Annotated in this window: 13 protein-coding genes; 7 read left to right on the forward strand and 6 right to left on the reverse strand. The window is 45.1% G+C overall.

The window, feature by feature from the left end:
• The 4 genes from RH45_RS10695 to nspC all read left to right on the forward strand — a co-directional run.
• The coding region (locus tag RH45_RS10695; protein WP_008076919.1) for a cadherin repeat domain-containing protein at positions 1-2,209 on the forward strand (2,209 nt) is incomplete at its 5' end.
• A 525-nt stretch (positions 2,210-2,734) separates the two neighbouring features.
• Positions 2,735-5,626, forward strand: a complete 2,892-nt coding sequence (locus RH45_RS10700; protein ID WP_008076921.1) for a pyridoxal phosphate-dependent class III aminotransferase — start codon at positions 2,735-2,737, stop codon at positions 5,624-5,626.
• A gap of 18 nt (positions 5,627-5,644) precedes the next feature.
• Positions 5,645-6,898: a carboxynorspermidine synthase gene (locus RH45_RS10705; RefSeq protein WP_008076922.1), complete on the forward strand. Its 1,254-nt coding sequence runs from the start codon at positions 5,645-5,647 to the stop codon at positions 6,896-6,898.
• 127 nt (positions 6,899-7,025) lie between these two features.
• Positions 7,026-8,165, forward strand: coding sequence for a carboxynorspermidine decarboxylase (nspC, locus tag RH45_RS10710; RefSeq protein ID WP_008076924.1), 1,140 nt, complete (start codon positions 7,026-7,028; stop codon positions 8,163-8,165).
• Between the two features lie 61 nt (positions 8,166-8,226).
• Here the strand turns inward: nspC and RH45_RS10715 are convergent, their stop codons facing one another.
• Together RH45_RS10715 and RH45_RS10720 are read right to left on the reverse strand one after the other, a co-directional pair.
• Positions 8,227-8,775, reverse strand: a complete 549-nt coding sequence (locus RH45_RS10715; protein WP_008076925.1) for an Lcl C-terminal domain-containing protein — start codon at positions 8,773-8,775, stop codon at positions 8,227-8,229.
• Positions 8,775-10,451 carry an Lcl C-terminal domain-containing protein gene (locus RH45_RS10720; RefSeq protein WP_008076928.1) on the reverse strand — a complete coding sequence of 559 codons (1,677 nt, stop codon included), beginning with the start codon at positions 10,449-10,451 and terminating at the stop codon, positions 8,775-8,777. The genes RH45_RS10715 and RH45_RS10720 overlap by 1 nt, the downstream gene beginning before the upstream one ends.
• A 179-nt stretch (positions 10,452-10,630) precedes the next feature.
• On the opposite strand from RH45_RS10720, the gene RH45_RS10725 reads away from it, so the two are divergent.
• Positions 10,631-11,161: an outer membrane beta-barrel protein gene (locus RH45_RS10725; protein WP_008076929.1), complete on the forward strand. Its 531-nt coding sequence runs from the start codon at positions 10,631-10,633 to the stop codon at positions 11,159-11,161.
• A gap of 46 nt (positions 11,162-11,207) precedes the next feature.
• Here RH45_RS10725 and RH45_RS10730 read toward each other — a convergent pair whose 3' ends face one another.
• Together RH45_RS10730 and RH45_RS10735 are read right to left on the reverse strand one after the other, a co-directional pair.
• Positions 11,208-11,720: a glycine cleavage system transcriptional repressor gene (locus RH45_RS10730; protein ID WP_008076931.1), complete on the reverse strand. Its 513-nt coding sequence runs from the start codon at positions 11,718-11,720 to the stop codon at positions 11,208-11,210.
• Between the two features lie 182 nt (positions 11,721-11,902).
• Entirely contained in the window at positions 11,903-12,799 is an 897-nt protein-coding gene (locus tag RH45_RS10735) for a DUF3943 domain-containing protein (RefSeq protein WP_039958529.1), read from the reverse strand.
• A gap of 172 nt (positions 12,800-12,971) precedes the next feature.
• Here RH45_RS10735 and RH45_RS10740 point away from each other — a divergent pair, with 172 nt between their 5' ends.
• Positions 12,972-14,207: a CinA family nicotinamide mononucleotide deamidase-related protein gene (locus RH45_RS10740; RefSeq protein ID WP_008076935.1), complete on the forward strand. Its 1,236-nt coding sequence runs from the start codon at positions 12,972-12,974 to the stop codon at positions 14,205-14,207.
• A 234-nt stretch (positions 14,208-14,441) separates the two neighbouring features.
• Positions 14,442-14,693: a hypothetical protein gene (locus RH45_RS10745; protein WP_008076937.1), complete on the forward strand. Its 252-nt coding sequence runs from the start codon at positions 14,442-14,444 to the stop codon at positions 14,691-14,693.
• A gap of 51 nt (positions 14,694-14,744) precedes the next feature.
• On the opposite strand, the gene yfaE is transcribed toward RH45_RS10745, so the two are convergent.
• Positions 14,745-15,023, reverse strand: a complete 279-nt coding sequence (yfaE, locus tag RH45_RS10750) for a class I ribonucleotide reductase maintenance protein YfaE (protein WP_008076939.1) — start codon at positions 15,021-15,023, stop codon at positions 14,745-14,747.
• Entirely contained in the window at positions 15,023-16,156 is a 1,134-nt protein-coding gene (gene nrdB / locus RH45_RS10755; protein ID WP_008076941.1) for a class Ia ribonucleoside-diphosphate reductase subunit beta, read from the reverse strand. The genes yfaE and nrdB overlap by 1 nt, the downstream gene beginning before the upstream one ends.
• Between the last annotated feature and the right edge of the window lie 6 nt (positions 16,157-16,162).

The raw sequence follows: 16,162 nt of genomic DNA on the forward strand, positions 1-16,162 counted from the left end.
AAGTGGTGAAATCAGCTTAACTGCAGCGGGTGTAGCGGCATTTACCAATGACTATGAGCTAGCGGCGAATGTTCACAACATCACCGTGATGGCGACGGAAGACGAAGGTTTAGGTGACGTTAAAACGACCTCGATTGATGTCGAGTTGACCGAACTTAACCTCGATGACAATGCGCCGATCTTCTACGAAGATGATGAGCCGGTTGAAAGCTATGCGTTTGAGTACAACGAGAACTCAGCAGAAGACTATGTGATTGGAACGGTGTTGGCGATTGATGCTGACGGAGAGGCTGTCACGTACAGTATTACAAGCAATGTAACCAATGATTTGGACCAAGAGTTGTTTGAAATCGATCCAAGCAATGGGCAAATCAGCCTGACGGTTGCAGGCGTCATCGCCTTTACAAACGATTTTGAGCTTCAGGATAATCTGCACAACATTGTCGTTACGGCCACTGAGGTGGACGGACTGGGAGACGTTAAAGCAACTGATATCAATGTATCGCTTGAGGAGATAAACCTAGACGATAATGCACCAGTCTTCGACGCGAATGATGGTGAACAGTACTCTTTCTCTTACGCTGAGAACAACAGTGATGACTATGTCATCGGTCAGGTCTCGGCAACGGATGCCGATGGAGAAGCTGTCACATACAGCATCGAAGAAAACGTTGTTAACGACAGCAATGAACCTCTGTTTGCTATCCATCCATCAAATGGCTCCATCACGCTTACCGCCGCAGGTGTCCTTGCATTTACCAACAACTTTGAAGCGTTGGCAAATGTTCATACCTTAGTGGTTGCTGCGACGGAAGTTGATGGTTTTGGTATTCAAAAGTCGACAGAGATAGACGTGGTGTTAACAGAGTTGAATGTCAATGAATTACCAGTTGCGGAAGACTTTGATGTTGATGCCGGTGATGCCATCGTTGTTCCTATTGTTTTTGATTCAGACGTGGAAGAACAGGATCATATCTCAGACGAAGACGATGATTTTAATGGTGTCCAGCTTAACGTTATGATTACTGCACTACCGGAATACGGCACTTTGCTCTACACCGATGATTTTGGTGATACTCGAGTGATCACTGCTGCAGATTTACACGTTTTAGGCGAAGACATCGACCCTAGTAAACTGTTTAATCCCGACAACATCAGCTATGTTCCAGGTGTGGGTGATTCATTTGAAATCGGCTATAGCGGAGACCCGGAAGATATCGTGCTTGATGAAGATGGATTCTACAATTGGGGCGAATATGTCAGTGACACCGAGCGTTTAATCACACTAGAAAATGGTAATACCATAGGCATTCGTTTAGATGACAATAACGACAAGCCGCTTAAACAGTACGCTGGAGAAGCTGACCATGTCGGTTATGGTATTGGCGATACAGATGGTAATGGTCTCAATGCTCAAGAAACGTTAATCGTTGATTTGACGGATAATCCTCTCGGCGTGGTGACCTTTGGTCTTGACGGTATGGGAGCTGGCTTCAATAACAACAGTAATGTTTATGTGGAAGTAACGTATACCTTTGCCGATGGAACGACCCACGTTGAGCAATATCATAAAGATGACGGTGACATTGGAAACGAGCAATTGCTGTATGAATTTAGCTACTCTTCACCAGACAACCCGATCACAATGATGGAGCTAAGTTCTACGGGTAGTAACTGGGAGTTCCGATACTTGCAAGGTACGCAAGATATTACCGAAGAGGTTACGTTTGATTACGTTGCGGTTGACTCAGACTTAGCGGTGAGTAATGAAGCAACGGTCTCGATAGATGTTTCTGATTCGCCAGAATACACCGTATTATCTGCGCAAGAAGGCGATGATCTCACGGCGCAACTAGGTAATCAAATGATGCTTGGTGACGATACGGATAATGTCTTTACCTGGCTAGACACAACGCTAGATACCGGAACAGACGTTGTCGACAACTTCGAGCTGGGTAGCGATCTCATCGACCTGAGAGAAATACTCCAAGATGATGACAACGTAGAAGTAGGGGATTTGATTGACCAAATTGAAGTCGCTGTCTCTGAAGACGACGTTATTATGACCGTATCCGATGAAGGACGTGAGCAAACCATCATCCTCGAAGGCGCTTACGATAGTTTTGCTGAGGCTGGACTGATAGAGAACAATGCAATCACAGATGAGTTGGAGATGTTGACTCAAGTTCTGAAGACAGATGCAGCTTAACGGATAATCCCTACACGAGGCACAAAAAGCAGCTGGCATTTACGCCCGCTGCTTTTTTGATAGATGAATAAATAATTTGGCAATCAAAAGTGAAAAAATGTTGCCAGAATATTTTGTTCTATGATAACTTCGCGCGCAATCTCGGTAGTGATTCTCAATTAAGACATTCTGGGGGATACGCGAGATGTTCATTCGGGCTGAGTGAGCATCACGTAGGGTAGGTATCGGCAAGTTCTTTTGTCGATAGACGGGATACTAATGTCGCGGAGCGGCATGTGAATGGGAAACCCAACATTGAACTCACTTAATAAACACACTCTAATCAGCTTAGTTCTCCCTCAATGCCCTGTTCTACAGGACAGTTGCATTACTGAACCTTGATCTCGTTTCTTTTATGTAGTCCATCAGTTTGATGGAGCGATTTTTTGTACGCGCGATTTAACTGTTTGCGCGGAACGATCTGCTGTACCTCGTATTCGTCTTATATGTCGTTAGAGGGACAAATTACATTCAAGGGATTAAATCATGAGCACAGCCTTTGAAGTCGATCACTCAGTGACTAACACGGGTATCGCAACACCTTTTTCAACTCAGATTCCAGTTTTGGACGGTCTCTATGATCTCACTCCAGACGCAGTTTTACTCGAACAAGAGCAGCATGAATCTGAAGTACGTTCTTATCCACGACGTCTACCCATTGCCATCAAACAAGCCTATGGCGCCTTGGTAGAAGACACGCGTGGGCAACTCTTTTTAGATTGTTTAGCGGGCGCGGGAACATTAGCGCTTGGCTACAATCACCCAGAGATCAATCAAGCCCTAAAAGAGCAGCTTGATTCTGGTCTTCCTTATCAGACACTCGATATCGCGACTAGCGCGAAAACCCATTTCATCCAATCGGTGAAGGGCTTTCTTCCGCAAGAGCTGAGCGATAATTGCGTTATCCAATTTTGTGGTCCGTCTGGTGCTGATGCTGTCGAAGCGGCGATTAAGTTAGCCAAACAAACAACGGGTCGTAACACCATGTTCGCTTTCCGCGGTGCCTATCACGGAATGACCAACGGAACGATGGGCATGATGGGCAACTTGGGAACTAAGGCACGCCGTACTGGCTTGATGTCTGATGTTCACTTTATGCCTTTTCCATACAATTTGCGCTGCCCATTTGGACTCGGTGGAGACGAAGGCGCTAAAGCCAGCATCCGTTATATCGAGAGGCTCCTGCACGATGACGAAGCGGGCATTATGAAACCTGCTGCGATCATCGTGGAACCTGTTCAAGGTGAAGGCGGTGTTGTTCCGGCTCCGGCATTTTGGTTGCGTGAACTTCGTCGTATCTGTGACGAACACGGCATCTTATTGATTTTTGATGAAATTCAATGTGGTGTTGGTAAAACGGGTTACAACTTTGCATTTGAAGAAGCGGGTATTGTTCCAGACATTCTTTGTTTGTCGAAGGCGATTGGCGGCGGTATGCCGATGTCTCTTTTGGTCATCAACAAGCAGCATGATACGTGGAAGCCAGGTGAGCACACCGGAACATTCCGTGGTAATCAGCTTGCCATGGTGTCGGGTGCCAAAGCGCTTGAGATCATTCAACGCGATAACCTTGTCGATCACGCGAACGTTGCAGGCCAATACCTGCGATTTGGACTCGAAAAGATCCAAAAGCGTGTTAACTGTATCGCGGAAGTTCGCGGTAAAGGACTGATGCTTGGCGTTGAAATCAAGAACCCCAATGGACAGCTCAACAAGTTTGGTGAGCCACTATCAGACGGCGATTTAACTTTAGCGATTCAACGTGCAGCGTTAGAGCGCGGTTTGATGGTAGAGAAGGGAGGCCGTGATGGTTCGGTTATCCGCTTCTTACCGCCTCTAATCATCACGTTTGAGCAGATCGATTTTGCCCTGCGTGTTATTGAAGACGCCATTATCGCTGCCGGTGGTTGCTATGCAGAATCAGCACCACAAGACGAGTGGAAAAAGCACTTCATTCATACTGGCGAAATGGGTAGCACGGAGTTCGCTTCTGTTATGAATCATACGACGGCTGCGATGAAGTCGGTCTTCGAGCAAGTCGATGCCCCTTATTCTGGAATGGATCCCAAGTTGTTAGAAACGGCCATCAATGCGGTTGACCTTGACAACAAAAATGCCTCACTCAAAGCCGTGATTGATGATACGGCTGAGCTGGTGGCTAAAAACGCTATCTTTACGCAGCATCCAGATTGTATCGCTCACTTACATACACCTCCTTTAATGCCTGCCGTTGCCGCAGAAGCCATGATTGCTGCGCTTAACCAATCGATGGATTCGTGGGATCAAGCTTCCTCTGCCACCTATGTTGAGCAAAAGGTCGTTAATTGGTTATGCGATAAATACGAGCTCGGCCAGCAGGCAGACGGGATTTTTACCAGTGGTGGTACGCAAAGCAACCAAATGGGTTTGATGTTAGCTCGTGACTGGGCAGCGGATAAGCTAAGTAGTCACTCGATCCAAAAGCTAGGTCTGCCTGATTACGCAGACAAGTTACGCATTGTGTGTTCGAAAAAGTCGCACTTTACGGTGCAAAAGTCGGCATCGTGGATGGGGCTTGGTGAAAAAGCGGTGATGACGGTTGCTGCTAATTCTGATGGTACGATGGATGTGACACAACTTGACCAGACCATTGAACAAGCGAAAGCACAAGGCCTAATCCCATTTGCCATCGTAGGTACGGCTGGCACGACTGATCATGGTGCGATTGACGATTTAGACTTCATTGCCGATATGGCGGCCAAACATGACATGTGGATGCATGTTGATGGTGCTTACGGTGGCGCGTTAATTCTTAGCAGCCATAAATCTCGCCTGAAAGGGGTAGAGCGCGCCCATTCGATCAGTGTCGACTTCCATAAGTTGTTCTACCAAACGATCAGCTGCGGCGCATTGTTGGTCAATGACCAAACAAACTTTAAGTTCTTGCTTCATCACGCGGATTATTTAAATCGTGAACACGATGAATTACCGAATTTGGTCGATAAATCGATCGCAACGACGAAGCGTTTTGATGCCCTTAAAGTCTTTATGACGATGCAGAGTGTTGGACCTAAAGCTTTAGGTGACATGTACGATCATCTGCTTGCACAAACCTTAGACGTTGCGGAAATGATTCGTGCCAATGACAGTTTTGAGCTACTCGCAGAGCCTTCTCTTTCAACGGTACTGTTCCGTGTGACTCATGAGTCTGCCGATCTGGACGAGCTGAATAAATCTTTGCGACTTCAAGCGCTGACTCGCGGAGTCGCTGTTCTCGGCGAAACCATTGTTGATGGTAAAACCGCACTTAAATTCACGATTCTAAATCCATGTCTCTCTCACGAGGATTTTGATTCACTGCTTTCAAAAATTAACACGCTAGCGGCTGAGCTAGTTTAATAAAGGTAACGGAAAACTATGGCAATTCTACAGATTGGTGCAGGTGGTGTTGGTTGGGTTGTGGCGCATAAAGCTGCGCAGAACAACGATGTACTTGGTGATATTACCATCGCTTCTCGCACGATTGGTAAATGTGAAAAAATCATTGAATCGATCAATAAGAAAAACAACCTAAAAGATGCAACGAAGAAACTAGAAGCACGTGCTGTCAATGCTGACGACGTTGATGCTTTAGTTGCTCTGATTAATGAAGTGAAGCCTGACCTTGTGATTAACGCAGGTCCTCCGTGGGTTAATATGACCATTATGGAAGCCTGTTACCAAGCGAAAGTCTCTTATCTAGATACATCGGTTGCCGTTGACCTTTGCTCTGAAGGCCAACAAGTACCCGAAGCTTATGATTGGCAATGGGGCTACCGTGAAAAGTTTGCACAAGCAGGTATCACGGGCATTCTCGGAGCTGGCTTTGATCCTGGCGTTGTATCAGTGTTCGCAGCATACGCCGTGAAACACCTTTTTGATGAAATCGACACAATCGATGTTATGGATGTTAACGCGGGTGACCACGGTAAGAAGTTCGCGACCAACTTTGATCCAGAAACCAACATGCTAGAAATCCAAGGCGATTCATTCTACTGGGAAAACGAAGAGTGGAAACAAGTGCCTTGTCACTCGCGCATGCTAGAGTTTGATTTCCCGAACTGTGGTTCACATAAAGTGTACTCAATGGCGCACGATGAAGTTCGTTCAATGAAAGAGTTCATTCCGGCAAAACGTATTGAGTTCTGGATGGGTTTCGGTGATCGTTACCTAAACTACTTTAACGTGATGCGTGACATCGGCTTGTTAAGCCCAGATCCGCTAACGTTGCACGACGGCACTGTGGTTCAACCTTTACATGTACTGAAAGCACTATTGCCAGATCCAACGTCACTTGCTCCTGGTTACACTGGCCTTACGTGTATCGGCACATGGGTTCAAGGTAAGAAAGATGGCAAAGAGCGTAGCGTATTTATCTACAACAACGCGGATCACGAAGTCGCGTACGAAGATGTAGAACACCAAGCAATTTCTTACACGACAGGTGTTCCAGCGATCACGGCTGCGCTGCAGTTCTTCCGCGGTAAGTGGGCAGATAAAGGTGTGTTCAACATGGAGCAGCTTGACCCGGATCCGTTCTTAGAAACGATGCCGAGTATCGGTCTGGATTGGCATGTTCAGGAGCTTGAGGCAGGGCAGGGCCTACCCGTTATTCACGAGCTGAAAAAATAAGAACTTAACTGTTGTGATTGAAGGGGACATGGAGTGTTCCCTTTTTAGTGATTAGTGTCTTTAAGGAAAGGTGTTATTTACTTATTAATCGGCCTTTTCATTAACAGATACTGTTTGAGTACATCAAATGACATTTCAAAAAGAAGAACTTAAAACCCCATACTTTATGATCAACGAAGATAAGTTGATTGAGAACCTTGAGAAGGCCAAACAGCTAAAAGAGATTTCGGGTGTGAAGTTGGTGTTGGCACTGAAATGCTTCTCGACGTGGGGAGTATTCGACATCATCAAGCCTTACCTAGACGGAACAACCAGTTCAGGCCCGTTTGAAGTCAAACTTGGCCATGAAACTTTTGGCGGTGAAACTCATGCATATAGCGTGGGTTATAGCGAAGACGATGTGCGTGAAGTCGCTGACATTTGTGACAAGATGATTTTTAACTCTCAGTCTCAGCTAGCCGCTTACCGCCACATAATTGAAGGTAAAGCGTCGATTGGTTTGCGTCTAAACCCAGGTGTAAGCTACGCCGGTCAAGATTTAGCAAATCCAGCTCGTCAGTTTTCGCGTCTTGGGGTACAGGCTGACCACATCGACGCAGAGGTTTTCGACGAGATTGACGGCGTTATGTTCCACATGAACTGTGAGAATAAAGACGTAGATGCGTTTATCGGCTTGCTCGATTCTATTTCAGAACAGTTTGGTGAATATCTCGATAAATTGGATTGGGTTAGCATGGGCGGTGGTGTGTTCTTCACATGGCCAGGTTATGACATCGAAAAACTCGGTTTGGCATTGAAAGCCTTCTCAGAGAAACACGGCGTCCAGATGTACTTAGAGCCCGGTGAAGCGATCATTACCAAAACCACCGATCTTGTTGTGACAGTGGTCGATGTCGTCGAAAATGTTAAGAAGACGGCGATTGTTGATTCCGCGACAGAAGCTCATCGCTTGGATACGTTGATTTACGATGAGCCAGCTTCGATTCTTGAAGCCTCAGAAGAGGGTGAACACGAATATGTGATTGGATCTTGCTCGTGTTTGGCAGGAGATCAATTCTGTGAGGCCAAATTTGAACAACCAATCAAGATTGGTCAGCGCCTGCATATTTTAGACAGCGCGGGTTACACTATGGTGAAACTAAACTGGTTTAATGGCCTACGTATGCCATCGGTGTACTGCGAACGTTCAAATGGTGAGATTCAAAAACTGAACGAGTTTGATTACAGTGATTTTAAGCGTTCACTGTCTCAGTGGTCGGTTAGCTAACCACCATCATCTCTAAAAAGAGCAGCGGTTTAACTCGCTGCTCTTTTTGTTTGTGGCGTATTTATTGGTAATCCTTCACCAGTCGAATAAGAATACGATCTCTGTCCTGATCGATAAACTCTTCACCGGTAGCAAAGTTAATCACGAGGCCATTTAAGCCCGTGTTAATTTGCGCTCCATTACGAGGCGCATCCGGGGTATTCGTCCAGTAAGGCTCGTTCTCTGTGGCTGGGAAGTAGGTGACATCAATGGCTGGGAATACACATTGGTAATTGACAATAGAAGTCAATTCCTTGATGTTCGGCAATCGAAAACCTGTGACAGTGCCAATAGTGGTAAGTGCAGGATCTTCAGTCGCTTTGAGAGCGTCTTGCCAAGTCAAGTACGAGGTTGCTCCATCATTGGTGCAGCTATTGGAGTCGGGTAAATAGCTCTGGCCCAGTGTGCATTTTGACCAAAGCAAGTTGGTTTTTACATCAAGAATGGTGCCATCTTCAAGATCGACGAGTTGCTCTGCTTCTTGGAAAAGAGGTTGATTAGAAACACAGGTTTGCGACCAAGCTGAATTTGCCACCAGTATCAAGCCAGCTAACAGGTATTGTGCTTTCATTATTCTTTTCCTCCGCTTACAGCGATGACCGAGTTATGTGAACCTTTAAGACAGAGTTTTGCTTGCCCAGTTACGGTATTAACGCACCACGCTGCCCCCGTCCGTTCTGCGTTTGTAGCACTAGTGAAGTAGGTTTTATCTTGGATAAACGTCAAGAAGGTGCGGTTGTTTTGGTCGTTGTCATCCGCGTTGAAGCTAATTAACGACTTCATTTCGGTTGGTGTCGGTAAACGCCAATCAGTGAAGCCACACACAGCGAATCTATTCATCTGACTTAGGTAACCAGAGGTATCACAGCGGCGGTTGCCTGAAGAGTTTTCTGCAATCGCGCAGGTCACATCAACAGGTACTTTTTCTGGCATCGTCATATTTTCCGCGCCTAACGTTCCACCATTGAGATCATTATCTTCTTCGTACCAGGTGTACGTATAACTGTCGTTTTGCCAATTTAATGAAGCGAATTGATAGTCTGCCGGATAGACGTAGTTGTCTGGGTCATCCCTTAGTGCATCTTGCTCCGCTTCTACTGCATCTTCGCTGGCAGGTAAAATAACAGTTTCGGAGGGTTTATTTTCTATGTACAACCCCGTGGTATTATCGCGAATACATGCGTACTGCAATGCATCTAGTGGTAATGAGTTACCGTGCATGTCGAATTTACTGTAGCTGAATCCATAGCGACCATCTGTGTGCGTCATAGATGGTGCGATATCTGAGCCAAAATCCGCATCTTGGTTTGGATAGTCTGCTTGCGAACCGGTACTGTCGAAGTCGGTGCCATCAAATCGAGTGACAAAGCCGGTATCGTTAAAGCGCTTGTCGCCTGGGATATAAATGGAAAGCGACTTTCTATCAGAATCAAGGTTGACATCCGTTGGGTTGGATAAGGTATAAATTAAACTTTCAGCGCCTTCACTGATGTTATCTTTAACCGCGGTCACAGAGAAAGTCGCGCTCAACTCGCCTTTGTTTATTGCAATAGATTTGTCGCTGTTTAAGCTGTCAGTGAAGTCGTTTTCATTCACCGACCCGGTTTGCGTCAGTTCTAATAAAACATCGAGAGATGAGTAATGGCTTAACTGGACATTGAATGAGTCGCTCTCATCTTCGAGTAATGTCCGATTGATCTTTCCAAAGCTTACTGTTGGCTCACCATCATTGTCAGAAATCGTCACAACGGCTTGTCCATTCTCAATGGAATACGCGGAGTTCAACGGTGCAGAAATAGAGTAAGTGAGGGTAACATCACCTTCAAAGTAGTTATTATTGCTGATTATTAATGGCAGGTCCGCTGACGTTTGACCAGCAGCGACAGTATATTCTTCCGCTACTTTTGCTGTGTAGTTCTTAAATTGGCCGCTGCTTCTTGCATTAATATCTGATGTCGTAAGATAAAGAGTCAGGTCGGTTGTTAACGCTTCACTTAATGTCACTTCAATGTATTTTGTTTCGCTTCCCGATACAGGTTCAGCATAATTAACACTGCTCGCTAGGTTTATTTTACTTGCGGTTGGAGTTGGCGTTGGACCAGGTGCTGGAGTAGCAGACGACGATGTATTGTTGTTGCTATTGTCTCCAGATAAATCACTGCCACCACTTCCACCCTTACAGCCAAATATTAATATCGCAAGTAATGCAACTGCTAATGTACTCTTTCTTAAATTAGTCTTATGCATGAGATCGATTTGTCCTAGAAATAGAGCTTATATTGTTTGGAATTCTAACAGAACCAATGGTTACAAAATATCACTAAATGATTGATAGGAAGTATTAATCACACTTAGGGATATGTTTATTGTATAACCATGGCGGTTGATTATAATGCCACGCAATTGTCTATTTTTAGGAAACAACAATGAATAAAGGACTTGTCGCACTGCTGTCGATGACAGCTGCTTTTTCTGTAATGGCTGAAGAGCAACCAGAGTATTTAAAACAAGAGTTGTACGTAGGTGGTAATTTAAGTTCGTATAGCTTAGAGGATAACAATGGTGCTTCTTTCGGTGCACACGTTGGTGCGAAGAATATATACAATCAACGCTTCATTGTTGGTGGCGAGTTAGCGGTTTCAGGATATGGTAGCAGTGACTTTGAAAAAGAGTCTAACGCAACGGAACAATATTCAATTGCAGGTAATATCCCTTTAGGCGTGAGAATTGATGCTGGTAGCGCACTCAATGTCGATCTTTATGGCTTGTTGGGCTACAAGGTTCTGTTCTTAGATGGTGCTAAGGACGATTACATTAAAGGTGTGTCTTTTGGTGCGGGTGCTGATTTAGACTTCAACCACTGGGCTTTAGGCCTGCAGTTTACTCAAACCGAGTATGACTATGAAATCACGGAAAACAACTTGATGCTAAAAGGAAGCTACAAGTTTAGTTTTTAATAAATGATTGCCCCTAGTTGTTGCCACCAACAACTAGGGGATGGTTTTACGCTTCCACCATCACTCGAGTATCTTCACTCAAAGATTCCAGTTCATTTGCGATGTCGTCAATGCTTATTTCTTTCGGTAAGCGTATCGCCATGTTTGCCGTGAATAGGCTCGAACTGACACCGCCACCTCCGGCAATAAACACACGTTGGCAATCCATATCTAAGATATTAACGCCTTGTCCGTCTAACACGTGGGTGATTTCGTTAACGATACCGGCTCGGTCATTGGAGTCTAAGCGCAACTGGTAAATGGTATCAACGTTATGTGCTTTAGCGTCTGAGTCAACAATTTGCACAATAAGATCGGGGTGTCCTTTGAACGCGTCTTGAACGGTTTGTGCGTTATCTACAGGGACATCAACTTTTATGACGGCAGCGACTTGGTCTTCGATAAAGTTCACTTTACTGATTAACCATTTCCCACCATTTTCATGTGTGATTGCGGCTAACTGCTTGATGGTCGCGGGTGTTGCTTTACCAACGAAGTTGGCGATAAAGGTAGTGTTCACACTGGGCCTCCTGAAACACAATGAGAGGGAAGGTCTAATTTGAGTGTAGAATGGGAGGCGGTATTGGGTTTGACTCAGGTCAAGATTTTTACCTAATGCGTTGTTCAAATTACGGTTATTTTACGCCGAGCACAAAAAAAGCGACGGAGTGCGTCGCTTTTCATAATAATAGTGATGTGAGCTTAGAAGCTAATTTTCATCTCTACGCCATAGAATGCTTTGTCGTAACTCGCGCCTGCATCCATTGCAAATTGCGCGGCATCTTGGTTACCGAACCAAGGTGTGCTGCTGTACTGGAATTCGGCACTGCCACCCCAAGCATCACTGACCCAACCATGGATGTGACCCACTGGGTTAAGGAAAAACAGAGTCACATCACCCATGGTCTCAGAGCCCATGACTTCACCACCGGTCGCGACGATATCCTGCTCTGCTTCAAACATCAGTTCACCGACAACAGCACCAAAAAATGGTGTGATAAAGATATCTTGCCATGAAGGTACTTCAGCAAACGCCTCTACGCCGTACTCCCAGAAAAATGTCGACATGGTAGCGGAGTAAAGGAAAGATTCGAATTCGTTGAATCCAGCATGACGAGCAGCTGTATAGTAAACACCACCGAAGTATGGGTGCATAATGTAGTTAAGGAAATGCTCATCACGGTCCCATACAGGACCATCTGTGACATTATCTTTCCATTTCGTGCCAAGGCCGCTTAGGTTTCGGTCTTCTGCATCCCACTTAGTAATGGATTCTGGCAGTAGCGTCATTAAACCCACAGTTGCAACACTCAAACCTAAAATTGTGTAGGTTTGACCAGTAAGGTAATCCCAGTCTTTTTCACTTTGTATGGATAAGTATTTAGGGAGTGGGGGCTCTTCTAGCTTCAGCTCAGTTTCAGTGAGGCCTAGATGATATGGGGCAGAAGCATACGACTGATCTGAATACGAGTACAACGTGTAATTTTCAGCTTGATCAACCGTGTAGGAAAACTCAATATGTTGGTTAGAGTTGCTCAGATTTGCGTGAGCTAGGGTAGAGGTTGACAAGATTAAAGCGGCAATGCTTTTTTTGAACACGGAAAACTCCACTGCGATTTTAATGATCAGAATCACAATTATCCAATAAAGTCAGAGGAATGGAAACTAGAATTTGTGTTAATGAAACATTTGGCCAAATTTTTACTCTAAATCTTGTGAAAAGAACAAATTAATAAAGGCGATGTGTGACGCTTACAAGTAAGGACTATGTATGTTGAAAATTGCAATGTTAAGCACAGGCGAAGAGGTCTTGCATGGAGACATTGTCGATACAAATGCTGCTTGGCTGTCTCAGCTGTTTTTTGAAAATGGCTACTCTTTAACCAAGCGTTCCACTGTCGGGGACGAGAACTCAGCGCTGGTGGAAGAACTCCTTATGCTGAGCTTTAACTGTGATGTCGTAATCGTAAACGGTGGTCTAGGGCCTACTAGCGATGATTTAAGTGCGGAAGCGGCGTCTATTGCCGCTGAAACGGAATTGGTCGAGTTTCCGGAGTGGGTTGAAAGGCTGGAAAAATTCTTTGCGGCTCGTCATATGATGATGCCCGAAAGCAACCGTAAGCAAGCAATGTTGCCGAGGGGGGCGACATTGATCGACAATCCAATTGGTACCGCATGTGGTTTTAAAGTTCGCATCAACGAGTGTGATTTTTACTTTACTCCGGGCGTACCGAGTGAGTTCAAGTTAATGGCCGAGACTCAAATACTGCCAGACCTGAAACACAGCTTTCCTCAGGTGCAAGGGATGGATTGCAGTAAACTTCATACCTTTGGCACTTCTGAGTCTGCGTTATCAGACAGCTTAGATAAGATTCAGCTTCCGCAAGGTTACTTCCTCGGTTATCGCTCTTATCTGCCGTATATTGAGGTGAAGCTTTTTGGCCCGAAGGGCGATGTTGATACCCGAGTTAAACTGCTACAGCTAATTTTTAAGTTAATTGAGCCCAATGTGGTTAGCGTCGATGAGTCTATGCAGCAGCATGTCGGGCATTTGATTCTAGAAAAGAGGTTGTCTATCTCTACGGCAGAGCAGTCGACGCAAGGCAGCTTATCGCACTGGTTACATTCGAATGAAGAAGCCGCCGAGTTCTGCGGTCATGGATGGGTACTAGGTAATAAAGTCGATGTTGGTCAGGCCGATCAAGATTCGCTAGCGGCGGCATTAGCTTTAGCGGGTGCGACCAAAGAGAAGTGCGCGACTGACATCGCGATCGTCACTGGTAAAGTGGTCGAGCAACGCTTTTCTGTTGCGATTTCAACGAGAGATGGTGAATGGGGTCAAACGCTGTCGTTTAATCGCAAGTTTACCAAAGCCGATCAAGTGTTATTGATCACTACTGTAGCGGCTGACATGCTGCGTCGCTACCTTGCAGGGAAACCGATGTTTGCAAATTACAGCTCTCTCAAGCGCGACAGAGAAATGTTTGTACCGCAAAGCTTGCTGTAAGTCGCGTAAAAGTGAAAACAACACTTTAAATCCGTGTGGCATGCAGTAATAAATGAATGAATATGCTTCTTATTACTCGCATGCTTTCATAATGATTTTATATAACCAAATTGTCTAATGGCTAAGCTGATGATTTCTAACAGAAGCGAATTTTGTCTCTAATTTGCAACGTGCAATTGCGATATTAGATCTTAAACTAAACATTCGCCGTTAAATTCATCCAGGGAGGTCGTTATGTTCCAGCACTCTAAAATTCTCGTTTGGTATAAGGTTGCAAGCCAAAAAGTCATTTTAGGAGAGGCGGTTAGCTCAGAGAACTTAGATGCGATTTCTCTTTGGTTAACGGCGCCAGAGGAGAAGGGGAAAGGGGCATCGCTGGGATATCGCCTGTCGTTGTTTGATGACGATGGCAGAGAAATCGCGGATAAACCGGTGTCGATGCTTACCGCTGATGAGTTTCTCTCTGGAGCCAATATGCGTGCTTAGAATGGAAAAAAGCCCAACGACTCGCGCTGGGCTTTAAATTTCTTTGCATATTTATGCGCGTTTTTCTTTGATAGAGTAGTTGACTTCATTCAACTCAATATCTGTCTTCGCTCTACTAATACAAGGTAATATTTCGTCGCCTTGTACGTAAGCCATCGCAAAACCAACGTATTCTACCTCTCCCGATACGAGCTTGCAGCGACAGGCACCGCAGTGGCCATCTCGGCAATGGTACTCGGGCTCTAACCCAGCACTCTCCATTGTTTCCAATACAGTGTTTGACGGATTAGATTGAATTGCAGTAGCGCCGTTGATTTTGATTCGCGGCATTATAGTTCGAAGTCCTTAAAGTCATCAGCGCGGACGTCGCTGTCGATCTGACCGACAAGGTAAGATGAAATTTCAGCTTCTTGCGGTGCGACCTGTACGTTGTCTGACGATAACCACGCATTAATCCAAGGAATTGGGTTTGAGGTTGCTTCTGGGTAAGCTGCACCTAGTCCAACTGCTTGCATGCGGATGTTAGTGATGTACTCAACGTATTGGCAAAGAATGTCTTTGTTAAGACCAATCATAGAGCCGTCTTTGAATAGGTATTCTGCCCACTCTTTTTCTTGCTCCGCTGCTTCTTTAAATAGGTCGAAACATTCTTGCTTACACTCTTCCGCAATTTGCATGAATGAGAAATCGTCTTGACCGTTACGCAGCAAGTTAATCATGTGCTGTGTACCCGTTAAGTGTAATGCTTCATCACGTGCGATTAGCTTGATAATTTTAGCGTTACCTTCCATCAGCTCACGCTCGGCAAATGCGAAAGAACAGGCGAAGCTGACGTAGAAACGAATTGCTTCTAAAGCGTTAACTGACATCAAACACAAGTACAACTTCTTCTTCAGGTCGTGAAGTTTAATCGAGACTTCTTCACCATTGATGGTATGAGTACCTTCGCCGTAACGGTGGTAATCATTGGTGAGTTGAATCAAGTCATCGTAGTAATGAGAGATATCTTCTGCGCGCTTAAGGATGTGCTCGTTTTCGACAATGTCATCAAATACGATACCCGGATCGTTGACGATATTACGAATAATGTGCGTGTAAGAGCGAGAGTGGATAGTCTCAGAGAAAGACCATGTCTCAATCCACGTTTCAACTTCAGGAAGCGATACTAGTGGTAGCAGAGCTACGTTAGGGCTGCGACCCTGAATAGAATCCAATAACGTTTGGTATTTTAGGTTTGAGATGAAGATGTGTTTCTCATGATCTGGCAGCTTGTTGTAATCAATACGGTCGCTGGATACATCCACTTCTTCAGGACGCCAGAAAAACGAAAGCTGCTTCTCGATCAACTTTTCAAAAATCTCAAATTTTTGTTGGTCGTAACGTGCAACGTTAACGGATTGACCTAAGAACATTGGTTCTTTTAGTTGGTCATTCTTTTTTCGATTAAAAGTACTGTAAGCCATGATGCC

The sequence above is a fragment of the Vibrio sinaloensis DSM 21326 genome (genome assembly GCF_000189275.1).
Classification (GTDB): domain Bacteria; phylum Pseudomonadota; class Gammaproteobacteria; order Enterobacterales; family Vibrionaceae; genus Vibrio; species Vibrio sinaloensis.